General features: G+C 72.7%; 18 protein-coding genes. 9 read left to right on the top strand and 9 right to left on the bottom strand.

The annotated features are described in order from the left end of the window. Nucleotides 1–2: 2 nt before the first annotated feature. The 5 genes from ACWGKQ_RS46700 to ACWGKQ_RS46680 form a co-directional block, all read right to left on the bottom strand. Nucleotides 3–1295, bottom strand: coding sequence for an extracellular solute-binding protein (locus ACWGKQ_RS46700; protein WP_453298190.1), 1293 nt, complete (start codon nt 1293–1295; stop codon nt 3–5). Nucleotides 1296–1443: 148 nt separating this feature from the next. Further along, nucleotides 1444–2976 carry a glycoside hydrolase family 43 protein gene (locus ACWGKQ_RS46695; RefSeq protein ID WP_453298189.1) on the bottom strand — a complete coding sequence of 511 codons (1533 nt, stop codon included), beginning with the start codon at nt 2974–2976 and terminating at the stop codon, nt 1444–1446. 95 nt (nt 2977–3071) lie between these two features. After that, complete coding sequence (locus tag ACWGKQ_RS46690) at nt 3072–4889, bottom strand: APC family permease (protein WP_453298188.1); 1818 nt, start codon at nt 4887–4889, stop codon at nt 3072–3074. A 156-nt stretch (nt 4890–5045) separates the two neighbouring features. Further along, the gene (lysA, locus tag ACWGKQ_RS46685; RefSeq protein ID WP_453298187.1) at nt 5046–6380 is read right to left on the bottom strand and encodes a diaminopimelate decarboxylase; all 1335 of its coding nucleotides are present in this window, start codon (nt 6378–6380) and stop codon (nt 5046–5048) included. Nucleotides 6381–6421: 41 nt separating this feature from the next. Further along, entirely contained in the window at nt 6422–6772 is a 351-nt protein-coding gene (locus tag ACWGKQ_RS46680) for an SAV_915 family protein (protein WP_453298186.1), read from the bottom strand. Between the two features lie 321 nt (nt 6773–7093). Here ACWGKQ_RS46680 and ACWGKQ_RS46675 point away from each other — a divergent pair, with 321 nt between their 5' ends. Beyond that, on the top strand, nt 7094–7627 hold the full coding sequence (locus tag ACWGKQ_RS46675) for a universal stress protein (RefSeq protein ID WP_453298185.1): 534 nt from the start codon (nt 7094–7096) through the stop codon (nt 7625–7627). A gap of 135 nt (nt 7628–7762) precedes the next feature. On the opposite strand, the gene ACWGKQ_RS46670 is transcribed toward ACWGKQ_RS46675, so the two are convergent. Further along, complete coding sequence (locus ACWGKQ_RS46670; RefSeq protein WP_453298184.1) at nt 7763–9577, bottom strand: potassium channel family protein; 1815 nt, start codon at nt 9575–9577, stop codon at nt 7763–7765. A gap of 624 nt (nt 9578–10201) precedes the next feature. Here ACWGKQ_RS46670 and ACWGKQ_RS46665 point away from each other — a divergent pair. From ACWGKQ_RS46665 to ACWGKQ_RS46655, 3 genes are all read left to right on the top strand, one after another. Next, nucleotides 10202–12157: an APC family permease gene (locus ACWGKQ_RS46665; RefSeq protein ID WP_453298183.1), complete on the top strand. Its 1956-nt coding sequence runs from the start codon at nt 10202–10204 to the stop codon at nt 12155–12157. A gap of 110 nt (nt 12158–12267) precedes the next feature. After that, nucleotides 12268–12789: a hypothetical protein gene (locus tag ACWGKQ_RS46660; protein WP_453298182.1), complete on the top strand. Its 522-nt coding sequence runs from the start codon at nt 12268–12270 to the stop codon at nt 12787–12789. A 51-nt stretch (nt 12790–12840) separates the two neighbouring features. Then, nucleotides 12841–13236, top strand: a complete 396-nt coding sequence (locus ACWGKQ_RS46655) for a TOBE domain-containing protein (protein WP_453298181.1) — start codon at nt 12841–12843, stop codon at nt 13234–13236. A 4-nt stretch (nt 13237–13240) separates the two neighbouring features. Here the strand turns inward: ACWGKQ_RS46655 and ACWGKQ_RS46650 are convergent, their stop codons facing one another. Further along, nucleotides 13241–14731 (bottom strand): PucR family transcriptional regulator, encoded by a 1491-nt coding sequence (locus ACWGKQ_RS46650; RefSeq protein ID WP_453298180.1) that lies wholly within the window; start codon nt 14729–14731, stop codon nt 13241–13243. A gap of 185 nt (nt 14732–14916) precedes the next feature. Between ACWGKQ_RS46650 and ACWGKQ_RS46645 the strand changes: the two genes are divergently transcribed. Beyond that, nucleotides 14917–15729: an FAD binding domain-containing protein gene (locus ACWGKQ_RS46645; RefSeq protein WP_453298179.1), complete on the top strand. Its 813-nt coding sequence runs from the start codon at nt 14917–14919 to the stop codon at nt 15727–15729. Next, complete coding sequence (locus ACWGKQ_RS46640) at nt 15726–18464, top strand: molybdopterin-dependent oxidoreductase (protein WP_453298178.1); 2739 nt, start codon at nt 15726–15728, stop codon at nt 18462–18464. The genes ACWGKQ_RS46645 and ACWGKQ_RS46640 overlap by 4 nt, the downstream gene beginning before the upstream one ends. Here the strand turns inward: ACWGKQ_RS46640 and ACWGKQ_RS46635 are convergent. Next, a complete protein-coding gene (locus tag ACWGKQ_RS46635; protein WP_453298177.1) occupies nt 18379–18867 on the bottom strand; it encodes a molybdopterin-dependent oxidoreductase in 489 nt (162 codons plus the stop codon). The two genes, ACWGKQ_RS46640 and ACWGKQ_RS46635, sit on opposite strands and share 86 nt — an antisense overlap. A 206-nt stretch (nt 18868–19073) precedes the next feature. Between ACWGKQ_RS46635 and modA the strand changes: the two genes are divergently transcribed. From modA to ACWGKQ_RS46620, 3 genes are all read left to right on the top strand, one after another. Beyond that, complete coding sequence (modA, locus tag ACWGKQ_RS46630) at nt 19074–19901, top strand: molybdate ABC transporter substrate-binding protein (RefSeq protein WP_453298176.1); 828 nt, start codon at nt 19074–19076, stop codon at nt 19899–19901. Next, complete coding sequence (gene modB, locus ACWGKQ_RS46625; RefSeq protein WP_453298175.1) at nt 19898–20746, top strand: molybdate ABC transporter permease subunit; 849 nt, start codon at nt 19898–19900, stop codon at nt 20744–20746. Before modA ends, modB begins: the two co-directional genes overlap by 4 nt. Nucleotides 20747–21020: 274 nt before the next feature. Beyond that, the gene (locus ACWGKQ_RS46620) at nt 21021–22196 is read left to right on the top strand and encodes an ABC transporter ATP-binding protein (RefSeq protein WP_453298198.1); all 1176 of its coding nucleotides are present in this window, start codon (nt 21021–21023) and stop codon (nt 22194–22196) included. Between the two features lie 50 nt (nt 22197–22246). Here ACWGKQ_RS46620 and ACWGKQ_RS46615 read toward each other — a convergent pair. Beyond that, a partial coding sequence (locus tag ACWGKQ_RS46615; protein WP_453298174.1) for an aminotransferase class V-fold PLP-dependent enzyme occupies nt 22247–23598 on the bottom strand: 1352 nt, incomplete at its 5' end.

Below are 23598 nucleotides of genomic sequence, written 5' to 3'. Positions count from 1 at the left end.
GCCTACTGCTCTTCCTTCGCGGTCTTGGTGATCGCCTGGGCGACGTCCTGGGGCGACTTGGACCCGGCGATCAGCCCGGCCACGCTGTCGTTGACCTGCTGGCCGACGGCGGGCGCGTACGCCTGGTCGAGGTAGAGCTGGAAGCCGGTGGCGGCCTTCAACTGGGCCTGGACGAGCTTGAGGTTGGCGTCGGTCAGGGCGCTCTCGGCGGCGGGTACGACGGGCAGCACGCTGGTCTTCTTCACCAGTTCCACGTCCGTCGTCTCGGAGGCGAAGAACTCCAGGAAGTCGACGGCGGCCTGCGGGGCGTCGGCGCGCAGCGCGTGTCCGCCGCCGCCTCCGAAGACCTCGGTGACGGTGCCCTTGCCGCCCTCGACGGCCGGGAACGGGAAGAAGCCGAGGTCGGCGCCGATGCCCTTGCCCGCGTCGGCCTCGACGCTCGGGGCCCACTGGCCCATCAGCTCCATCGCGGCCTTGGCGTTGCCGACGGAGGCGGCCTGGCCGGTCGGGCTGGAGTAGGCGGCGCCCAGGAACCCCTTCTGGAACGGCTGGAGGGCGACGAGGTCCTTCAGGTGCTGTCCGGCCTCGACGAACCCGGCACCGGTGAAGTCCTTGTCGTCGTTCGCCTTCTTGAGCGCGTCGATGCCGGCGGTGCGCATCGCGAGGTAGGCCCAGTAGTACATGCCGGTCCAGCTCTCCTTGCCGGCCAGGCCGAGGGGGGTGACACCGGCTGCCTTCAGCTTCTTCACGGCGTCGAGGAAGCCGCTCCAGGTGGCCGGGGGTGTGCTGATGCCGGCCCTCTTGAAGAGCGCCTTGTTGTACCAGAAGCCGACCATGCCGATGTCGAAGGGGATGCCGTACGTCTTGTTGTCCAGGATGTACGCCTGCTTGGCCACCGGGAGCAGGCCGTCGGCCCAGGGCTTGGTGGAGTCGGTGAGGTCCTTGACGAGGCCGGCGTCGACCTGCTGCTGGAGGACGCCGCCGCCCCAGGTGTGGAAGATGTCGGGGAGCTTCCCGGAGGCGGTCAGGGCCGTCATCTTCGTCTTGTAGGCGTCGTTCTCCAGCTGGACGATCTTTATCTTGACCTTCGGGTTCTGTGCCTCGAACTTCTTGGCGAGGGCCGCCCAGACGCCTTTCGCCGGGTTGGTCGTGGAGATGTTCCACCACTCGATGGTGGTCGTTCCCCCCGACGACCCCGAGTCCGAGCCGCCGCAGCCGCTGAGGGCGGTCATGCCCAGACCGGCGGCCGCGGTGGCCGCCAGGAAACCGCGACGGGACAGTGCCGGGTCGCCCATGATGCGCTCCTTGGGGTACGGGACGACCGACGCCGTCCTGGTTCGGTGGTGCTCTGGGGCCGCCGTTTTCGAAACATTCGGTGTTTTCACCGAACGTTCCGAACGGCGACTCTAGAAAGGCGGATCAGGAGCGTCAAGGTGTCGCGCATCAGCTGATGGGCACGTATTCGAACCAGTCGAAGGCGGCCCGGCCCTCGGTGACGTACATGCCGATCACCCGGCCGGTGAACCCGCCCGCCACCTCGGTGGAGAGATAGCGGCCGTCCAGTTCGGCCAGCCGAACGACACCGTCGGACGTTTCGATCGAAAGGGTCACGGCATCGGGCCCGGCGGGGCGGACGCCGGTCGCGCCGCCGTCCTCCCCGGGCACGGTCCCGGTGGGCGGCGGAACCGGGGTCGTACGGATCTCGATCACCAGGGTCAACGGCCCCGGCGGCAGCGCGCGTTCGGCGAGCCGCTGCCGCAGCGGCCCGATCCGCGCGACCGCGCTCGCCACTCCCCCGCTCACCTCCAGGTCGTAGTGGTGGGCCTCGTCGATGCGGACCGTCAGGCCCGCGCGTCCCGGGCCCGGTTCCAGCAGTGCGGCGGCCCGGCAGCCGGCGTGCTGCTGGCGCCGGCCGACGAAGGTGTGCCCGGGGCGGTCGAGGCTGTCCCCGGTGGCCGTGAGCGTCAGCCGGCCGGGCCGTTCCGCCAGCGACCAGGACCCGTCCGGCCGGCTGCGCGGGGAGATCCAGTACGGCGCGAGGGCCGGGGCGGTGAAGTCGTCCCGGGCGGGCGGCGGTTCGACCGGGTGCCAGGCGGCCGGCGCCTTCTCCCGCTCCCGCACCAGGTCCATGCGCGGCCAGCCGTCCACCCACGTCACGGGGGCCAGGAAGGTCTCCCGGCCGAGCACATGGAACTCGGGGAACCAGCCGCGCGGCCGGGTGCCGAGCAGCACCGCCCACCAGCTGCCGTCGGCCGCCTGGACGAGGTCGGCGTGTCCGGTGCACTGGACCGGCTCCCGGGTGCCCCGGTGCGAGACCAGCGGATTGGCCGGCGCGGACTCCCAGGGCCCGCGCGGCGACCGGGCGCGGGCCACGGACACCCCGTGCCCGAGCGCGGTACCGCCCTCGGCGACCAGCAGGTACCACCACCCGTCGACCCGGTGGAGGTGCGGCGCCTCGGGGTCGCGCAGCCCGGTCCCGGACCACATCGGCAGCGGTCCTTCCAGGACCTTCCCGCTGCGGGTGTCGATCCGGGCGACCGCGACCCCCGCCACGGCACACCAGCAGTCGCCGTTCTCGTCCCAGGCGAGGTCCGGGTCGATGCCGGGGACGTCGATCCACACCGGGTCGGACCAGGGCCCCTCGGGCCGCTCGGCGGTGATGAGGAGGTTGCCCCGGCCGCTGACGTCGGTCGTGACGACGTGGAAGAGCCCGTCGTGGTGCCGGATCGTCGGGGCGTACACGCCGCCCGAGGCCGGTGTGTCGTCCGGCAGCGTCAACTGCGCGGGCCGGTCCAGGACGTTGCCGAGCTGCCGCCAGTGCACCAGGTCCCGGCTGTGGAAGAGCGGGACGCCGGGGAAGTACTCGAAGCTGGAACAGACGAGGTAGTAGTCCTCCCCCACCCGGCACACGCTCGGGTCGGGATGGAAGCCGGGGATGACCGGGTTGTCGTACGTCCGTATGTGCGTGCCCCGCATATGTGCCCCTCCCCAGCCCGCCGAAAGTTTCGGCGAGGTCGGCGAACATTACGGGCGCACTGTAGGAGCCCGCCCGGGGGCCGACAAGACAGCCGTCACAGCTTCAGCCGGTACGGCAGCAGGCACACCACGACGTCGGTGCGGGCCCGCAGGACGGTGGCGAGGAGCAGGCCGCGCTGGTTCTGGAGGATCTCGTAGCGCCGGTGTTTCGGCTCCACCTCGGGGATGAGGACGGCGACCTGGCGGCCGTCCGCCGCCGCCCGCTGCACGTAGTCGACGACCGGCTGTACCAGCGAGCGGTGCGGGCTGTCGATGATGTCGAGGCGCACGCCCGGGTTCCAGCGCTGCCAGGCCTCCTCCAGCGCCCGGGACCTGGCCGGGTCGCCGTGCACCGCGACCGCGACCACCTCGTCGCCGAGGGCGAGCGCGGCGCCCAGGGCGTGCCGGGCGAGTCTGCTGACCTCGCCGATCGGCACGATCACCAGGCTGGCGGTGCGCCGGGACGGCGGATCCGGGATGCGGCCGAGGCCCAGCTCCTCGCCCACCTCGATGTAGTAGCGCTGGATGCGGGCGAACAGCAGCATCAGCAGGGGTACGGCGAGCACGACCACCCAGGCGCCCGACAGGAACTTGCTGAACAGCAGGATGACGCCGGCCAGGGTGGTGAGCACGGCGCCGGTGCCGTTGATCAGTGCGCGGCGTTTCCACCCGGCCGGGCGCTGGGTCGCCCAGTGCCGGACCAGGCCGGTCTGGCTGAGGGTGAAGCCGATGAAGACGCCGATGGCGAACAGCGGGAGCAGGCGGTGGGTGTCGGCGTCGGTGGCCAGCAGGAGGAGCGCGGCGAGCAGGGCGAGGGCGACCACGCCGTAGCGGTAGACCGGGCGTTCGGCGCGCAGGCCGAAGAGGTGGGGCAGCCGGTGGTCGCGGGCCAGCAGGCTCATCAGCACCGGCAGCCCGCCGAAGCTGGTGTTGGCGGCGAGCCCGAGGACGAGGGTGACGAGGAGGTTGGTGGCGTAGTAGGGCCAGCCGGTGCCGTAGGCGCCCGCGGTGAGCTGGGCGAGGACGGTCACCCCGCCGCGCGGGGCCACGTGGTCGCGGTGGATCAGGAAGGCCAGCCCGATCAGCATGGTGCCCAGCAGCGCGCCCAGCATCAGTTCGGTGCGCTGGGCCCGCCTGACCTTGGGCTCGCGGAAGGTCGGCACGGCGTTGGCGATGGCCTCGACACCGGTCAGGGCCGAGCAGCCGGACGAGAACGCCTTGAGGACCAGCAGCGCGGTCAGCGCCTCGGTCGCGTGCACGGGCCGGGCGGTGCCGACGACGGCGACCGGGTGCGCGCGCAGCAGGCCGAGCAGGATCACCCCGAGGATCGCCACGATGAACAGGAGGGTCGGCAGCATCAGCACCCGGGCGCTCTCGGTGACGCCCCGCAGGTTCACGGCCGCCAGCAGGGCCAGGCCGACCAGGCAGACGAGCAGCTTGTCGCCGGCGAGGGCCGGGAAGGCGGAGGCCAGCGCGTCGGCACCGGCGGCGAGACTCACGGCGACGGTGAGCACGTAGTCGACGACCAGGCTGGCGGCGGCCAGCAGGCTCGCGGTGGCGCCGAGGTCGGCCTTGGCGACGGCGTAGGCGCCACCGCCGTCCGGGTGTACGGCGATGACCTGGCCGTACGAGACGACGAGCGCCGCGAGCAGGAAGGTGATCGCGAGGGTGATGGGGAGGGTGGCGCTGAGCGCGCCGGTGCCGGCGGCCACCAGGACCAGCACGATCGCCTCGGGACCGTACGCCACCGAGCTGAGCGCGTCCAGGGAGAGCGCGGCCAGGCCTTCCAGGCTGGTCAGATGGTGCTTCTCGCCCTCGCCCGGGCGCAGCGGAACCCTCGGTCTCAGTTCGCGACGTGCCAGGCCATACGCCATCGGGTCCTCATCGGGGCCGGGTGGGACGGGTCGCCACCAGTGTCGGTGGACGACCGGTCGGGCGCAGCCCGCGAGCGCCCGGTCCGGCTGGGCCCGCGGGCGGTCGGGTCCGCCGCACGCCTTGCGGGACCCGACCCCGTCTCGGCCCCGATCGGCCTACAGCCCCACGTCCCGCCTCCGGATGTCGTCCAGGGACTCGCGCCGGACCAGCAGGCGGGCGTGGCCGTCGTGGACGGCGGTGACCGGCGGGCGGCCGACCAGGTTGTACCCGGAGGCCATGGAGAGGTGGTACGCGCCGGCCACCGGAACCGCGAGCAGGTCGCCGGGGCGCAGGTCAGAGGGGAGTTCGACGTCGGCGGCCAGGACGTCGCCCGCCTCGCAGTGCCGGCCGACGACGGTCACCGGGGCCGGCGCCGCGCCGCCGGCCCGGCCGATGAGCCGGGGCGCGTACCGGACGCCGTACAGCGCGGGCCGCGGGTTGTCGCTCATGCCGCCGTCGACGGCGACGAAGGTGTGGTCACCGGTCTTCTTGACGGCGAGGACGCGGTACACGGCGATCCCGGCCGGGCCCACGATCGCCCGCCCCGGCTCGATGATCAGGCGGGGAACGGGGAGTCCGGCCGCGGCGCAGGCGTCGGTCAGTTCGGTACGGACCCTGCGGGCCAGGGCGGTGAGGTCGAGGGCCGCCTCACCGGGCCGGTAGGCGATGCCGTGGCCGCCGCCCAGGTCCAGCTCGGGCAGCACCAGGCCGTGCTGTTCGTGCAGGCGGGCCATGAGCCCCACCACCCGGCGCACGGCGGCGAGATACGGCTTGACGCTGGTGATCTGGGAGCCCAGGTGGCAGTGCAGGCCGGTGAGTTCGAGCTGCGGCTGGTCCAGTATCCGGGCGATGGCGTGCTGGGCGTAGCCGTCGGCGATGGACAGGCCGAACTTCTGGTCATCCGTTCCGGTGCGGATCTTCTCGTGACCGCCCGCGCTGATCCCGGGCACCACCCGGACCATGACCTTCTGGTGCCCGTCGGGCCCGACGGCGGCGGCCAGCCGGGCGATCTCCGACGGACTGTCGATGACGATCCGGCCGACGCCCAGCCGCAGCGCGGTCTCCAGATCGCGCGGTGACTTGGCGTTGCCGTGCAGCACGATCCGCTCCGGCGGGAACCCGGTGGTGACCGCCAGCTCCAGCTCACCGGCCGAGCAGACATCCAGGCCGAGCCCCTCCTCCTCGGTCCAGTGCACCATGGCCCGGCACAGGAACGCCTTGGCGGCGTAGAGGACTTCGGCGTCCGGGAAGGCGTGCCGGTAGGTACGGCAGCGCTCGCGGACCTCGCTCTCGTCGAGGACGTAGACGGGCGTGCCGAAGCGGTCGGCGACCTCGGCGAGCGGGACCCCGCCGACGGCCAGGTCACCGGGCCGGGGCTCGGTGGTGGAGGCGGGCCACACCGACAGGTCGGCAGGCGTGGTGGTGACGACGGGTTCGTGCAGGGTGGTCATCGACCGCTCCCCTCTCAGACGCATCAGATGATTCCGGCGGCTCAGGCCGTTCGGGCGATCCGCAGGGACACGGCGACGGGCGCGAGCGGCGACGCCACCGGCGCGGGGGCCGGCGCCGACAGCTGCGGATCGACCGTGACGGTGGTGACGCCGAGCGGTGCGGTCAGGGCCCGCAGCACGGGTTCGGCGAGCCGGATCCAGGCCTGGTCGGGGCCGAGCGTCGCGGCGAGCCTGCGGGCCGAGGTGAAACCGACGGCGGTGCGCTCGCCGAGCGGGGTGCGGAAGAGCCGGGCCGCGCATCCCGCGGGTCCCGGCCGGACCGGTACGAACAGGGGTCCGGCCGGGGTCCGATCGGAAGGCTCCGGATCGTCACCGCACAAGAGTTCTGGCATGGCATGCCTCCTGGCACAGGAAGGAACTGGTGCCCCGGACGCGGAGAGGCGGCCGAGGCTCGCCCCAGACGCTATGCCCGCTTCCGGCACCTCTCCGATGCCTCATGACGGGACGCTGACGGCGATCGCGGCGACGTTGACGGGACGCTGACGGAGTGACGTTCGGTGCTGGTGACGGTGGTCACGGTGGCCGTCAGAGGCATGCCAAGAAGCGCCCCGGGCACTGGCCGTCACCCGTTCGGCGCAGTGTCATGGAACCGGATCGGGGTACCCGTCCGGCCCGGGATCTGCCCGGGACACCTACGGAAGAACGGTGGAGACATGTCCGGTTACGACGCCTGCGCGCCCGTCCGGGTCGTGGTGGGCGTGAGCGGTTCGCTGGGCAGCGTCACGGCTCTGAGCCGGGCCGCGGCGGAGGCCCGGCGCCGGGGTGCGGAGCTGTGGCCGGTGCTGGTCTGGGAGCCGCCGGGAGGCGAGCTGGCGGCGCGGCGGTCCCCGGCCTCGATGCTGCTGGTCGACGAGTGGCAGCGGCTGGCCCGGCAGCGGCTGCTCGACGTGCTGGAGGAAGTGTTCGGCGACGCCGGACCCGGCACCCCGCTGCACGGCCTCGTGGTACGCGGCACCCCGGGGCTGTCCCTGGTGGAGATGGCGGACCGGGAGAACGACGTGCTGGTCGTCGGCGCGGGCCGGCGCGGCTGGCACCGGGCCTTCTCGGGCCGGGTGGCCCGCTACTGCCTGTCCCACGCGCACTGCCCGGTCCTGGCCGTGCCGCCCTCCCCGCTGGAGGAGACGCTGGCCTCCGCACACCGCCGCAACAGCTGGCATCTGCCGCTGGACTCAAGGCAGTTGTCGTAACACCGGCAGCGGCCGTGGTCCCGCACCACGGCCGTGCAGCATCACCTCGGTGCCGCGCGCCATGTCATCCTCCGAAGCGGTAGCCCGTGCCGGGCCCGGTGATCAGATACCGGGGGTGCATGACCGTCAGGTCACCTACGCATCGGCCCGCCGCATCCCCGTCATCAGCACATCGAGCCCCCGCCGGGTGGTGGCCATCACCACCCGGTCCCCCGCCACCAGCACCCGCCCCTGCGCCAGCCGCCAGTCGAACGCCGGCTGCCCCGGGGCGCCCCCGCCGACCAGCCCCACCGCCAGCACCCGCCACTCCCGCCGCCGGAACGCCTGGTGCACCGAGCGCCCCTCCAGCTCCGGATGCCCGGCCACGTCCACGCAGGTGAACAGCAGCGACCCCCGCTCCACCGGCATCACCCCCAGCACATGGCGCCCCATCATGGCCGCCGCGAACGACGGCGCGGCCAGCGCTGAAACGCTTCTGCTCCGGGTGAGCGCATCCGGGTACGACGCCCGCAGCGTGCGCTGGACGGTCGCGGCGAAGGCGTCGTCGTACAGCCGGGTGACCACCCGCGCCTCGGGGTTGGCCTCCCGGACGGCCATCACGATGTCGAGGTTCCGGCCGTCGTCGCGGGTGAGGACGAGCAGGGAGCCGCACTGCCGGACCCGGGCGAGTTCGAGGACGCCGGGGGCGGCGGCGTCCTCCAGGACCAGCGGGACGCCGAGTTCCCGGGCTAGCGCGACACCCCTGGCGCGCGGGTCCCGCTCGATGGCCACGACCTGGTGGCCGGTGGTGCGCAGCCGGTCCAGCACCCGGGTGCCGACCATCCCGAGGCCGACCAGGACGATGTGGCCGCTGACGTCGTCGTCGGGCGGATGGTTCACGGAGGCGGTGCGGAACGCCTCGGTGGCGTTCATGGTCGCGGCGACCACGAGCGGCAGCACGGCGAGCCCGACGAAGCCGGCGAGGAGCTGGAGGATGCGGCGGGCGGGCGACTCCTCGGTCGCCGGGTCCCCCATCGTGAAGATGTCCAGCAGAGGCAGGTAGAAGTTCTTCCACCAGGGATGCTCGTCCGCGAAGAGCGCGGTGGCGGTGGACAGGGCGACCACCACGGCGGCCAACGAGCCGTAGACGGCCGCCAGTTGCCGGGACAGGAGGACCCGCCACGGCAGATGGGCGAACCGGGCCCGCACCCAACGCACCGGGCGGAACCGCCAGGCGCGGCGGGCCGGTTCGGCCGTGTCGAGGTGGACGACCTCCTCCAGCATCAGTCGCCCGTGGGTGAACTGCCGGTGGTACGCGGTCCGGTCGTCCGGCAGCAGCTGGGTGCCGTCCTCGCCGGCCGTCTCGGCGCTGTCCTGGCTGGCCGGGTCGTCCTCGTGGGCTCCGGAGAGCACGGCCAGGGTGGCGAGGTCGGTGACATGCGTCGGGGTGCCCGCGGGCCGTACGACACCGCGGAAGACCTTCCCCTCGACCTCCAGGGTGTGGCCGTGGCCCACGGCGGCCGCCGCGACCAGCTCCGGTACGGCGGTGTCGGCGTCGGAGAGCACGGTGGTGGAGGTGTCCGGCGAGGGGACGTCGCACAGGCCCGCCGCCCGGTCCAGGAGCCGTTCCAGATGACTGCCGCGCTCTCGGTCGAACATCCGCACGACCAGCCGTACGGAGGGGTTGACCGCGCGGGCGAGCAGGGCCGCGGTGACGTTGACCTGGTCGTCGCGGTAGGTCAGGGCGAGCGCGGCGGCTCGCGCCACGCCTGCCGCGCGCAGGGTGGCCTCGTCCGGGCGGGCCGAGATGTGCAGGTGGACGGCAGACGCCGGGTCGCGGTGCAGGGCGGCGACCCGGGCACCGTGCTCGTCGTCGGCGGACGGCAGGACCACGGTGACGACCTCGCCGCACACGGCGTCCAGTTCGACGGCGAGCCGGTGCGCGAGTCCGTCGTCGCCGCAGATCACCATGTGCCCGGTTCTCTCTCCGGATGCCGCTGGTACGGGCAGGGTTGACGTCACATCAGCCAGAACGGCACGAGCCGCGGCGGCAGTTCCGGCCGACCCTCCGGCTCCGTTCAAATGTCCGTCAAGAGCATGTCAATTGCGGCTCGGCTCGCCCCCACCGATCGGTCACTCAGCTGGCGCCTCCCATGCGCTGCGGTGTCCAGGAGGGCCGGGTCCGGTCGGCCATGGGAGCGAGGCGTGCGAGACACCGGCGTCCGGTCAGCGATGCGCGCGGCCGCCGTACCAGGGTGTCGCCCTCCGGGCCCCCGAGCCCGGTCGGCCCCCACCGCACCCACCGCACCCACCGCACCCGGCAGGCGTCGTACCGGATAACGCTCGGTGTCCGGCGCCCCGCACCTGCCCGCCGTCGCCCGTACAGCCGAACGCCCGTCCACGGCCGCCGGGGCGCCCTTTCTTGATGGCCGACCCCCGCCCGTCAGGGCATTCTTAACGCAAGCTTGACGCCTGGGGTCTCTCGATCCGTGGGCCCACGCGTCACTCTCTGCTTACGCTGGTGCGGCCGTCCGCGTGATGGCCGGAATCGAACTGCGCCGCACCTCACCGCGCCGGACACCAGGAGCCGACCCCATGGCCACGACCGAACACCCCCCTCCCAGTCGCCTGCGCGCCTGGATGCTGGAGGGGCTGTCCGACATGGGCAAGGGCGGCAGCCAACCCGGCCCCCACGCACAGCCCGAACCGGCGCACCAGGGCCAGCGCTGGTGGCGGGTGATGTGCCTGACGGGTGTGGATTACTTCTCGACCCTGGGCTACCAGCCGGGCATCGCCGCCCTGGCCGCCGGCCTGCTGTCGCCGATCGCGACCATCGTGCTCGTCATCGTCACCCTGGCCGGCGCCCTGCCGGTCTACCGCCGCGTCGCCGAGGAGAGCCCGCACGGCGAGGGCTCCATCGCCATGCTGGAGCGGCTGCTCTCCTTCTGGCAGGGCAAGCTCTTCGTGCTCACCCTGCTCGGCTTCGCCGCCACCGACTTCCTGATCACCATCACCCTGTCGGCCGCGGACGCCTCCACCCACCTGGTGGAGAACCCGCACCTCGCCGACTTCCTCCAGGGCAAGCAGATGATCATCACGCTGTTCCTGGTGGCGCTGCTCGGCGCGGTCTTCCTCAAGGGCTTCCTGGAGGCGATCGGGGTCGCGGTCGTCCTGGTCGGCATCTACCTCGCGCTCAACGTCGTCGTCGTGATCGTCGGCTTCTGGCACGTCATCACCGCCGAGCACGTGATCACCGACTGGACCAGCGCCCTGACCACGGAACACGGCAACGTCTTCGTCATGATCGGCGTCGCCCTGATCGTCTTCCCGAAACTCGCCCTGGGCCTGTCCGGCTTCGAGACCGGTGTGGCCGTCATGCCGAACGTCAAGGGCGACCCGGGCGACACCGAGGAGCGCCCCACCGGCCGGATCCGGGACACCAAGAAGCTGCTCACCACGGCCGCCCTGATCATGAGCGTCTTCCTGATCGCCACCAGCTTCATCACCACGCTGCTGATCCCGGAGAACGAGTTCAAGAGCGGCGGCCAGGCCAACGGCCGCGCCCTCGCCTACCTGGCGCACGAATACCTCGGCAACGCCTTCGGCACGGTCTACGACGTCTCGACCATCGCCATCCTGTGGTTCGCCGGCGCCTCCGCCATGGCCGGCCTGCTCAACCTGATGCCGCGCTACCTGCCCCGCTACGGCATGGCCCCGCACTGGGCCCGCGCGGTGCGCCCGATGGTCATCGTCTTCACCCTGATCGCCTTCCTGGTGACCTGGATCTTCGACGCCGACGTCGACGCGCAGGGCGGCGCCTACGCCACCGGTGTGCTGGTGCTGATCAGCTCGGCGGCGGTCGCGGTGACCATCGCCGCCCACAAGGCCGGCCAGCGCAACTGGACCATCGCCTTCGCGGTCATCTCGGCGGTGTTCCTCTACACCACCGTCGTCAACGTCATCGAGCGCCCCGACGGCGTGAAGATCGGTGCCTGCTTCATCGTCGGCATCATCCTCGTCTCGCTGCTCTCCCGCCTCGCCCGCGCCTTCGAGCTGCGCGTGACGAGCGTGGTCCTCGACGACATGGCGGAACGGTTCATCCGCGACATGGCCAGCCGCAAGATGCGGTTCATCGCCAACGAGCCGGACCGGCGTGACAAGGCCGAGTACCGCGACAAGATCGACCAGATCCGGGCCGACAACGACATGCCCGAGCAGGAGGACTTCGTCTTCGTCGAGGTCACGGTCACCGACCCCTCCGAGTTCGAGGCGGGCCTGACCGTCCGCGGCGAGGTCCTGCACAACCGCTACCGCGTCCTCACCCTGGAGTCCGCCTCCATCCCCAACGCCCTGGCCGCGCTGCTGCTGCACGTCCGGGACGAGACCAACGGAATCCCGCACATCTACTTCGAGTGGACCGAGGGCAGCCCGTTCGCCAACTTCCTGCGCTTCTTCCTCTTCGGCCAGGGCGAGGTCGCCCCGGTCACCCGCGAGGTGCTGCGCGAGGCAGAGCCCGACCGCTCCCGGCGGCCGCGCGTCCACACGGGCTGAACACGGGCGCGCGTACAGGCCGTAAGAATCCCGTCAAGAACCGCTCGGTCTGCATAAGAACCCCGTCAGCGGTCGGTCCCGAGCGCCCACAGGCCCCTACCGTCGGCCTCATGACGGACAGCAGACCCAGGGGCCGGGCGGCCGGTGACCGCACCTGGCGCGGCAGCGCACACCTGGCCGTCGGCTGCGCCCTCGGCTTCGGCGGGCTGACGTTCCTGGTGGACTGGGACGCGGGTACCCTCACCCCCGCCCGCGCCCTGCTCTGGGGCACCCTGTCGGTCGCCGTCCTCACCATGCTGCTGCCCGCCCGCGTCACGGCCGGCCCCGGCTGGCTGGCCGTACGCGGCCCGCTCCGGCGCCGTACCGTACGCACCGACTCCCTCGTCTACGTCGGCCGGTACGGTGACGTCTCCGCGCATCTGGTCCTGCGCGACACCCACGGCAGCCGCCTGGAGCTGGACCCGGGCGTCCTGCACGCCAACCCCCTGCTCTGGCACGAACTGGACACCGGCGTCCGCCGCTCCGTGGAGCGTGGCACCCTGCGCGGGGGCACCGAGGTGCTGGCGCGGCTCGGCCACGAGATCGACGACACGAACGCGCGCGCGGTCCTCCACGCGTCCGGCCTCGTCTGACCGCCCACCCCCTGGCCGCGGACCCCGCCGACTGGGCCTATCGTGACCCGCATGCCTTCCTACACGATCGGCCAGGCGGCACGGCTGCTCGGCGTCAGCCCGGACACCGCCCGCCGCTGGGCCGACGCGGGCCGGATGGCCACCCATCGTGACGAGGGCGGCCGGCGGCTCATCGACGGCGCGGACCTCGCCGCGTTCTCCGTCGAACTGGCCAAGGCCGGCACCGGCGAGGAGGACGCCTCCTACACCTCGGTCCGCAACGCCTTCCCCGGCATCGTCACCGCGATCAAGCTCGGCGACGTCGCCGCCCAGGTCGAGATCCAGGCCGGCCCGCACCGGCTGGTCTCCCTGCTGACCCGGGAGGCGGTCGAGGAACTCGGCCTGGAGGTCGGCATGGAGGCCACCGCCCGGGTGAAGTCCACGAACGTGCACATCGACCGCGTCTGAAGGGTCATCCGCACAGCAGCGCGGCCCACAGGTCCAGCCGGTCGCTCAGCCGGGACAGGTCCCGGCCGGTGAAGTGCTCCACCCGTTGCATCCGGTAGTGCACGGTGTTGACGTGCAGATGCAGCGCCTCCGCCGTGCGCGCCCAGGAGCCGTCGCAGGCCAGGAAGGTCTGCAGCGTGCTCAACAGCACGGCGGAGGCGGCCCGTTCGCCGGTGAGCAACGGCCCGAGGACGGTACGGCGGTAGACCGCGCGGACCTCGGCCGGCACCCCGGTCAGCAGCGCGGAGAGGCTGGTGAGGGTGGCCGCATCGGTGAGGACGGAGGCGTCCGGGGCCGTAGTGCGGGCTGAGGTGAGCGCGTACCGCGCCTGCGCCAGCGCCCCGCTGAGCTCGCCCGGTCCCGCCGCCACCGATCCGGTCCCGCCGTGCAGCGGGACACCCGGCTCGCAGCCGGCGACCAGCTCCCAGGCGGCGCCGATGTCCGCCGCGGGCAGGACGGCGAAGGCCGTCCCGTCCGGCAGCCGCCCCACCGCGGCCCGCGGCGCCCGCGGCGCGACATGCCCGGCGACCTCCGCCAGCGCGCCCTCGGCGAGCCCCGGCCGCCGTGCCCCGGTGTCGGCGACCACCACCCGGTAGGGCCCGTCGGCGGGCAGCCCGCACTCCCGGACCCCGGCCTGCAAAGTCCCCTCCACCGCCGCGGCCCCCGCCCCGGCCAGCAGCGCGCCCAGTTCGTCGGCCGCCTGCCGCTCGGCCGACCGGCGCCGCACCGCCGTCTCCTGGCAGCGGCCCAGCGCGGCGGCGACCTCGTGCAGCATCCCGGCCGGCGCGCTGTCCGGGTCGGGCAGGTACAGCAGCCAGCGCTCGTACGGCGAGACGCTGTCGGCGGCGACGGACACCGTCATCCCGCGCCCGTCCGCGACCAGAACCGCGGCCTCCCGGGCCGGGACCCCGGGTGCCGCCGCCGTGGCCGCGACGGTCCGCCCCGACGGCGTGAAGACGTACGCGGCGGTCCGGTCCAGATGCGCGAAGGCCGCCGCGAGCACGTCCCCGGGCCCGGCCTCCTGGGCGAGCAGCCTGCTCAGCCGGACCCGCGCGTTCTCCGGCAGCGCCTGCCTGCGGCTCAGCTCGCCCCACTGCCGCAGGTACACGGTGTCCGTGATCGCCCGGAACATGATGTGCGCCGGCACCCCGGCGACCGGGACACCGTGCCGTACGCAGGCCTCCACCAGTTCCTCGGGCACGCCCCCGTGGGTCTCCTCCCCCGCGAACAGCGCCGCCGCCCCGGCCTCCTTGAGGGCCGACACGAACCGCTCCGCCTTCCCCGGCGCCCACCACACCAGCCCGCTGAGCACCACCTCCCCGGGCCGCACGAAGCGGGCCGGGTCCTCCAGGTCCGTGACCGTCACCCCGCTGATCTCCCGGGCCAGCAGGGCGTCCCGCGCCCACAGGGGACGCAGCCCGAGGGAGACGTCCGTCAGGAGGTGTTCGACGTGCATGTGCTCAGACTCCTTGTGCCAGCCTCGCATTCACCAGGTGAGTGCGAGTTACAGCATCGTAAATGCAAGTCTTTCCGCACGGAACGTCTCTTGGTGAATCATCCAGGACCGGCCCCGCCCGGCTCGTTTTTTCCGTGCCCCGCACCAGTCGTGCGAGTCCCGCGCGCGTTGCTTCACTGACCGGCATGGACCTGAACACGGTGGTGGAGATCCGGGACGCCCGGAACCCGGCCCCCTGGCGCCCCGGCGACGCCTGGCTCGGCGGCGGGACGTACCTCTTCTCCGAGCCCCAGCCGCGGCTGCGCCGCCTGGTCGACCTGAGCCGCACCGGCTGGACGCCCGTGCACCGCGCCCCGGACGGCTCCCTGGAGGTCTCCGCCACCTGCACGGTCGCCCAGCTCTCCCGCCACGCCCGGACCCTGACGACGGCGGCCGCCCCGCTCTTCGAGCAGTGCTGCCGGGCCTTCCTCGCCTCCTTCAAGATCTGGAACATGGCCACGGTCGGCGGCAACCTCTGCAACGCCCTCCCGGCCGGCCCGATGATCTCCCTCACCGCCGCCCTCGACGGGGAGTGCCTGCTGATCGCCCAGGACGGCGTACGACGACGGGTCCCGGTCGCCGGCTTCGTGACCGGCGCAGGCCGCAAGGACCTGGCCGAGGGCGAGCTGCTGCGCTCGGTCACCGTCCCGGCCCGCGCACTCGACCGCCGTACCGCGTTCCGCCAGGCCTCCCTCTACGGCCTGGGCCGCTCCGGCGTCCTGGTGATCGGCACCCTGGACCCCGTCGACGGCTCCTTCGCCCTGACGGTCACCGCGGCGACCGTACGGCCGGTACGGCTGTGGTTCCCGCTGCCGCCGACGGCCGAGGCCCTGCGGACGGCGATCGGCGGGGCCGTCGCCGACGACGAGTGGTTCGACGACATCCACGGCCTGCCCGAATGGCGACGGCACATGACGTTCCGGTACGCGGAGGAGATCCGGCAGGAGGTGACCCGGTGAGGATCGAGGTCAACGGGCGGTGCCACGAGGAGGAGCCGCTGCCCGGCCAGTGCCTGCGCACCTATCTGCGCGAGCACGGCTGGTTCGGGGTGAAGAAGGGCTGCGACGCGGGCGACTGCGGAGCCTGCACGGTCCACGTCGACGGCGAACCCGTGCACAGCTGCCTCTACCCGGCCTTCCGCGCCGACGGCCGTACCGTCACCACCGTCGAGGGCCTGGCCGCCCCCGACGGCGAACTCCACCCCGTGCAGCGGAAGTTCCTGGACGCCCAGGGCTTCCAGTGCGGCTTCTGCACAGCCGGCTTCCTGATGACCACGGCGGCCCTCACCGACGACCAACTCACCGATCTCCCCCGGGCGTTCAAGGGAAACCTGTGCCGCTGCACCGGCTACCGGGCCATCGAGGACGCCGTCCGCGGGGTCAGGCACGTCGAGGAGCCGTCCGCCGGCGAGTCCGTCGGCCGCAACCTGCCCGCGCCCGCCGGACCGCAGGTCGTCACCGGCACCGCCCGCTACACCTTCGACATCGACGTGCCCGGCCTGCTCCACATGAAGCTGCTGCGCTCCCCGCACGCCCACGCCCGCATCACCTCGATCGACACCTCGGCCGCCCTGCGCGTCCCCGGCGTCCACGCCGTGTTCACCCACCACGACGCCCCCGAACGCCACTACTCCACCGCCCGCCACGAACACCCCGAGGAAGACCCCGCCGACACCCGCCTGCTCGACGACACGGTCCGCTACATCGGCCAGCGGGTCGCTGCGGTGGTCGCGGACAGCGAGGCGGCGGCGGAGGAGGGCTGTCGGCGGATCGCAGTGCTATATGACATTGCACCAGCGGTCCTGGACCCCGAGGAGGCGATGCGCCCCGGCGCCCCCGTCGTCCACGACAAGGCCCCGTCGGCCGCCCGCATCTCCCGCCCGCACGCCAACGTCGTCGGCGAGGCGCACGGCGAGATCGGCGACGTCGAGGCCGGTTTCGCCGAGGCCGACGCCGTATACGAAGCGACCTTCCGCACCCAGCGGGTCCAGCACGCCAGCCTGGAGACGCACGGCGCGGTCGCCTGGCTCGACGAGGACGGCCGGCTCACCGTCCGCACCAGCTCCCAGACCCCGTTCCTCACCCGCCGTGCCCTGTGCGCGCTCTTCGACCTGCCGCCGGAGCAGGTCCGGGTGGTCGCGGGCCGGGTCGGCGGCGGCTTCGGCGGCAAGCAGGAGATGCTGGTCGAGGACATCGTGGCCCTCGCCGTACTGCGGCTGCGCCGCCCGGTGAAGCTGGAGTACACCCGCGCGGAGCAGTTCTACGGCGCCACCACCCGGCACCCCTTCACCGTCCGCGTGAAGGCGGGCGCCCGCCGGGACGGCACGCTGACCGCCCTCGAACTGCGGGTCGTCTCCAACACCGGCGCGTACGGCAACCACGGCCCCGCCGTGATGTTCCACAGCGTGGGCGAGTCGATGGCGATGTACCGGGCCCCGCACAAGAAGGTCGACGCCTACTCCGTCTACACCCACACCGTCCCGGCGGGCGCCTTCCGCGGCTACGGCCTGGGCCAGGTGCTGTTCGCGGTCGAGTCCGCCCTGGACGAACTGGCCCGCCGGCTCGGCCTGGACCCCCTCGACGTCAAGGCCCGCAACATCATCGGCCCCGGCGACTCGATGCTCACCCCCGGCGGCCACGAGGAGGACCTGCACATCGCCAGCTACGGCTTCGACCAGTGCGTCTCCATCGTCCGCCGGGCCCGGTCGGAACCCTGGGAACCGGCCCCCGAGGGCTGGCTGGTCGGCGAGGGCGTGGCGCTGGCGATGATCGCGACGGGCCCGCCGGGCGGCCACATCGCCGACGCCAGGGCGGCCCTGCTCCCCGACGGCGGCTTCGATCTGGCGGTCGGCACGGCCGAGTTCGGCAACGGCACCACGACCGTGCACCGGCAGATCGCGGCCGGTGAACTCGCCACCACCGTCGACCGGATCACCGTCCGCCAGTCCGACACGGACGTCGTACGGCACGACACCGGTGCCTTCGCCTCCACCGGCACCGTGGTCGCGGGCAAGGCCACCCTGCGCGCCTCCCGCGCTCTCGCCGACCTGCTCCTCGACTTCGCCGCGGCCCACCTGCGCGTGGCGCGCGCCGACTGCCGGCTGGCGGAGGAGGCCGTTCTGCACCCCGGCGGGCGGCTGCCGCTCAAGGAGCTGTACGCGGCCGCCCGCGCGGTCGGCATCGAGTGCGCCGCCGACGGCCACTTCGGCGGCACCCCGCGCTCGGTCGCCTTCAACTCCCAGTGGTTCAGGGTGGCCGTGGACCCCGGCACCGGGGAGATCCGCATCCTGCGCAGCGTGCACGCCGCCGACGCGGGCAAGGTGATGAACCCGATGCAGTGCCGCGGTCAGGTGGAGGGCGGGGTGGCCCAGGCGCTCGGCGCGACCCTCTTCGAGAACGTACGGCTGGACGCGCGCGGCGAGGTCGAGACGGCCGCCTTCCGCCGCTACCGGCTGCCGCAGTACGCGGACATCCCGCGCACCGAGGTGCACTTCATGGAGACCACCGACGCGATCGGGCCGCTGGGCGCCAAGTCGATGAGCGAGAGCCCGTTCAACCCGGTCGCCCCGGCGCTGGCCAACGCGCTGCGGGACGCGACGGGCGTTCGGTTCACGGAGCTGCCGCTGACGCGCGACCGGGTGTGGCGGGCACTGGATGCCGGCCGCCGTACGCCCCGTCCACCCGTATCTCCCTGATGCCGCTGATGTGCCGGGCCCCGCAACGGTCCTGCGGCAGCACCAGTTGCGGACCCGCCCGGTCCAGCGGGGTGTCGTCGATGCTGACACCGAGCACAACAGGGGCATGGCCGAAATCGGGGTCGATCTCCGCCCAGGAGAGCAGCGCGTGGTGCCCGTCGGCGCCGGTGACCGCGATGAGGAAGCGCAGCCGGTCCTTGCGCCGGCCGGGGTCGAATCCGGGTCCGGCGTCGGTGAGGACGTCGTACAGCCGCGGTCCGGTGAAGCTGTGGTGCTGGATGCCGCTGGTGGCGCACTCGAAGCTGACCCGCTCCCGGTGCTGGGGCCAGCGCAGCAGGTCGGGCACGGTCAGCCGGGCCGGTCGTGCCAGGTCTCCGGTGAGGACGAGTTCGGCGAGCGTCATGCGCGGCCACCTCCCGGATGACGGTACCCGCGGCACGTCACCGTACAAACGCACATGCCAGGCCCAATCCGTAAGTATGCAGCTCATGCGATGTGACAGAAGACTTACGGCTGGCAAATGCGGCAGTATCATCGCCAGGCGGCTGATAGACAGGTCGCGGCAGGGCGCGACAGATTGTTCATAGAATCCAGAGGAGTTCACTCGTGATGACCCGTTCCGTTCGCCGGACCCGGCGGACGCTCCAGGTGGCCGGTGCCTCGGTCGCGGCCCTGCTGGCCCTGAGCGCCTGTTCCTCCTCCGACGACAACTCTTCGGCGACGACGAAGTCGGACACGTCGGCGGCGGCAACGCCCAAGCTGTCGGGCTCGATCACCGTGTTCGCGGCCGCTTCGCTCCAGGAGAGCTTCACGACCCTGAAGGCCGACTTCGAGAAGGCCCACCCGGGCACCAAGGTGAACTTCAGCTTCGGCGGCAGCGACACCCTGGCCGCGCAGATCACGAGCGGTGCGCCGGCCGACGTCTTCGCCGCCGCGAGCCCCAAGACCATGGCGATCGTCACGGACAAGAGTGACGCCGTCGGCACGCCGGCCACCTTCGTCCGCAACCAGCTGGAGATCGCCACCCTGCCGGGCAACCCCGACAAGATCTCCTCCCTCAAGGACCTCACCAAGTCGTCGCTGAAGGTGGTCCTCTGCGACAAGACGGTGCCGTGCGGTGCCGCCGCGCAGAAGGCCCTGGACGCCAGCAAGCTCAAGCTCACCCCGGTCTCCTACGAGGAGGACGTGAAGTCCGCCCTCAACAAGGTGGTGCTGAAGGAGGCCGACGCGGCGGTCGTCTACAAGACCGACGTGAAGGCCGCCGGCAGCAAGGTCGAGGGCGTGGAGTTCCCCGAGTCCGCGAACGCGATCAACGACTACCCGATCACCCTCCTCAAGAACGCCCAGAACCCCACGGTGGCCAAGGCGTTCATCGCGCTCGTGCAGTCCGCCGAGGGCCAGCAGGTCCTGAACCAGGCCGGGTTCCTCAAGCCGTGACGAAGACCGACGCGTCCGGCGCCGCGGCCGGCCCCCGCACGGGCGGTCCGCGGCGCCGACGCGTTCGGACCGCCGTACCGCTACCGCTCCTCCTCCCCGGAGCGGTAGCCCTGGCCTTCCTGCTCCTGCCGCTGGTCGCCCTGCTGGTGCGGGCCCCCTGGAGCAGCCTCCCGTCCCTGCTGACCAGCACGGAGATCTGGCAGGCCCTCCAGCTATCGCTGATCTGCGCGACGTCGGCGACGGCCGTGAGCCTGGTGCTGGGCGTCCCCCTGGCCTGGCTGCTGGCCCGCACGGAGTTCCCCGGCCGCGGTTTCGTCCGCGCACTGGTCACCCTGCCCCTCGTCCTCCCCCCGGTGGTCGGCGGTGTGGCCCTGCTCCTCGCCCTGGGCCGCAACGGGGTGGCCGGCCAGTGGCTGGACTCCTGGTTCGGCATCACCCTCCCCTTCACCACGGCGGGCGTGGTGGTCGCCGAGTCCTTCGTGGCCATGCCGTTCCTGGTGATCAGCGTCGAGGGCACGCTCCGCGCGGCCGACCCCCGCTACGAGGAGGCGGCCACCACCCTGGGCGCCTCCCGCTTCACGGCGTTCCGCCGGGTCACGCTCCCGCTCATCGCCCCCGGCATCGCGGCCGGCGCGGTCCTGGCCTGGGCCCGCGCACTCGGCGAGTTCGGGGCGACGATCACCTTCGCCGGCAACTTCCCCGGCCGCACCCAGACCATGCCGCTCGCCGTCTACCTCGCCCTCCAGAACGACCCCGACGCGGCGATCGCGCTCAGCCTGGTACTGCTGACGGTGTCGATCGCGGTGCTGGCGGGGTTGCGGGACCGTTGGATGACAGCATCATGAGGACGACCCGCCGGACACACTCCCGATGACAAACCCACACCCCACACCAGCAGACGACGCCGGGCCTCCCCACGGACTGCCCACGTCCGCCGACGACACCCGGGCACCCCACGGAGCACCCGCGTCCGCCGACCCCTCGCAGCCACCCCACGGACCATCCGCGTCCGCCGACCCCTCGCAGCCACCCCACGGACCATCCGCGTCCGCCGACCCCTCGCAGCCACCCCACGGACCATCCGCGTCCGCCGACCTCTCGCAGCCACCCCACCACGGACTGCCGGCAGCCGCCGACGGCGCTCCGCCCCCTCAGGGGCCACCCGCACCCGACACTGACAGCCGCACGGGTGATGCGGGTGGGAACCCCAACCCGGCCGAAGGCCGGGTACCCCCCACACACCCGCACCCGACCGCGCACGGCCTCCACGCCCACCTCGTCGTCACCCGCCCCACCTTCCACCTGGACATCACCCTCACCGCCGCCCCCGGCGAGGTCGTCGCCCTCCTCGGCCCCAACGGCGCCGGAAAGACCACCGCCCTCCGTGCCCTGGCCGGCCTCACCCCCCTCACCACCGGCCACCTCCACCTCGACGGCACGGAGTTGGACCGCACACCCCCCGAATCCCGCCCGGTCGGCGTCGTCTTCCAGGACTACCTCCTCTTCCCCCACCTCACGGCCCTCGACAACGTCGCCTTCGGCCCCCGCTGCCACGGCGCGACAAAGGCGGACGCCCGTACCCAGGCGGCTGCCTGGCTGGACCGCATGGGCCTCGCCGAGCACGCCGGCGTCAAACCCCGCCGTCTCTCCGGCGGCCAGGCTCAACGCGTCGCGCTGGCCCGCGCCCTGGCCACCCGCCCCCGTCTCCTCCTCCTGGACGAACCCCTCGCCGCCCTCGACGCCCGCACCCGCCTGGACGTACGGTCCCAACTCCGCCGCCACCTGGCCGAGTTCGAGGCGGTCGCCGTCCTGGTCACGCACGACCCGCTGGACGCCATGGTGCTGGCCGGCCGCCTGATCGTCATCGAGGACGGCCGGGTCGTCCAGGAAGGCACCCCCGCCGACATCGCCCGCCACCCGCGCACCGACTACATCGCCCACCTGGTCGGCCTCAACCTCTACCGGGGCCGGGCGGCGGGCCACACGGTCCAGCTGGCCGCGGGTCCCGCCATCACCACCACCGAGGACCTCGCCGGCGACGTCTTCGTCGCGTTCCCGCCCAGCGCCGTCACCCTCTTCCGGGACCGCCCCACGGGTGCCAGCGCCCGCAACCTCTGGCGCTGCGAGGTCGCCGGCCTGGAGATCCACGGCGACCAGATCCGCGCCGACCTGACCGGCGGACTCGCCCTCGCCGCCGACCTCACCACGGTCGCCGCCGCCGAACTGGACCTGCACCCGGGTGCCACGGTCTGGGCGACGGTGAAGGCGACCCAGACGCACGCGTACCCGGCGTAGAAACGGGAGGCCCCGCCGAAGCGGGGCCTCTGCCGAACCATCCCGACGCGTCAGTCCTCGTACGCGTCCAGCGGCGGGCACGAACACACCAGGTTCCGGTCACCGAAGGCCTGGTCGATACGGCGCACCGGCGGCCAGTACTTGTCGGCGGCGGACACCCCACCGGGGAAGACGGCCTCCTCCCGGCTGTACGCGTGCTTCCACTCGCCGCCCAGCGCGCCGGCGGTGTGCGGAGCGCCCCGCAGCGGGTTGTCGTCGGCGGGCCACTCCCCCGCCCCGACCTTGTCGATCTCCGCGCGGATGGCGATCATCGCCTCGCAGAACCGGTCCAGCTCGCCGAGGTCCTCGGACTCGGTCGGCTCGATCATCAGCGTGCCGGCCACCGGGAAGGACATCGTCGGCGCGTGGAATCCGTAGTCGATGAGCCGCTTGGCGACGTCGTCGACGCTCACCCCGGTCGCCTTGGTCAGCGGCCGCAGGTCGATGATGCACTCGTGCGCGACGAGCCCGCCGGGCCCGGTGTAGAGCACGGGGTAGTGCGGCTCCAGCCGCTTGGCGACGTAGTTGGCGCTGAGCACGGCCACCTGGGTGGCCCGCTTGAGCCCCTCGCCGCCCATCAGCCGGACGTACGCCCACGAGATCGGCAGGATCCCCGCGGAGCCCCACGGCGCGGCCGAGATCGGCCCGACGCCCGTCTCCGGCCCGGCGGCGGGCTGCAGCGGGTGGTTCGGCAGGTACGGCGCCAGGTGGGCCCGGACGGCCACCGGACCGACACCCGGACCGCCGCCGCCGTGCGGGATGCAGAAGGTCTTGTGCAGGTTGAGGTGGGAGACGTCGCCGCCGAAGTGCCCCGGCTTGGCGACCCCGACCAGGGCGTTCAGGTTGGCTCCGTCGACGTACACCTGGCCGCCGGCCTCGTGCACCTGCGCGCAGATGTCGGCGACGTGCTCCTCGAACACGCCGTGCGTGGACGGGTAGGTGATCATCAGTACCGCGAGCTCGTCGCGGTACTGCTCGATCTTCGCCCGCAGGTCCTGGACGTCGATCTCGCCGTCCTCGGCGGTCTTCACGACGACGACCTTCATGCCCGCCATCACGGCACTCGCGGCATTGGTCCCATGGGCCGACGACGGAATCAGGCACACGGTCCGCTGCGCGTCCCCGTTGGCGCGGTGGTACGCGCGTACGGCCAGCAGGCCGGCCAGCTCGCCCTGCGACCCGGCGTTGGGCTGCAGCGACACGCTGTCGTACCCGGTGACCTCGGCGAGCCGCTCCTCGAGCTCCCGGATGAGGGTCAGGTAGCCCTGTGCCTGCTCGGCCGGTGCGACCGGTTGCTTCGGCCGGACGTGGGGCCATGTGTCCGGCTCAATGTGGGTGGTCGCGTTGATCTTCATGGTGCAGG

It is taken from the genome of Streptomyces sp. NPDC054770 (assembly GCF_053611985.1).
The sequence above is the reverse complement of the archived record's forward strand: the minus strand, read 5'-3'. Positions and strand labels throughout refer to the sequence as shown.

Excerpts from the sequence above, each read along its gene's own strand:
- ACWGKQ_RS46700 (WP_453298190.1), bottom strand. The coding sequence starts at position 1,295 with ATGGGCGACCCGGCACTGTCCCGTCGCGGTTTCCTGGCGGCCACCGCG.
- ACWGKQ_RS46695 (WP_453298189.1), bottom strand. The coding sequence starts at position 2,976 with ATGCGGGGCACGCACATACGGACGTACGACAACCCGGTCATCCCCGGC.
- ACWGKQ_RS46690 (WP_453298188.1), bottom strand. The coding sequence starts at position 4,889 with ATGGCGTATGGCCTGGCACGTCGCGAACTGAGACCGAGGGTTCCGCTG.
- lysA (WP_453298187.1), bottom strand. The coding sequence starts at position 6,380 with ATGACCACCCTGCACGAACCCGTCGTCACCACCACGCCTGCCGACCTG.
- ACWGKQ_RS46680 (WP_453298186.1), bottom strand. The coding sequence starts at position 6,772 with ATGCCAGAACTCTTGTGCGGTGACGATCCGGAGCCTTCCGATCGGACC.
- ACWGKQ_RS46675 (WP_453298185.1), top strand. The coding sequence starts at position 7,094 with ATGTCCGGTTACGACGCCTGCGCGCCCGTCCGGGTCGTGGTGGGCGTG.
- ACWGKQ_RS46670 (WP_453298184.1), bottom strand. The coding sequence starts at position 9,577 with ATGGTGATCTGCGGCGACGACGGACTCGCGCACCGGCTCGCCGTCGAA.
- ACWGKQ_RS46665 (WP_453298183.1), top strand. The coding sequence starts at position 10,202 with ATGGCCACGACCGAACACCCCCCTCCCAGTCGCCTGCGCGCCTGGATG.
- ACWGKQ_RS46660 (WP_453298182.1), top strand. The coding sequence starts at position 12,268 with ATGACGGACAGCAGACCCAGGGGCCGGGCGGCCGGTGACCGCACCTGG.
- ACWGKQ_RS46655 (WP_453298181.1), top strand. The coding sequence starts at position 12,841 with ATGCCTTCCTACACGATCGGCCAGGCGGCACGGCTGCTCGGCGTCAGC.
- ACWGKQ_RS46650 (WP_453298180.1), bottom strand. The coding sequence starts at position 14,731 with ATGCACGTCGAACACCTCCTGACGGACGTCTCCCTCGGGCTGCGTCCC.
- ACWGKQ_RS46645 (WP_453298179.1), top strand. The coding sequence starts at position 14,917 with ATGGACCTGAACACGGTGGTGGAGATCCGGGACGCCCGGAACCCGGCC.
- ACWGKQ_RS46635 (WP_453298177.1), bottom strand. The coding sequence starts at position 18,867 with ATGACGCTCGCCGAACTCGTCCTCACCGGAGACCTGGCACGACCGGCC.
- modA (WP_453298176.1), top strand. The coding sequence starts at position 19,074 with ATGACCCGTTCCGTTCGCCGGACCCGGCGGACGCTCCAGGTGGCCGGT.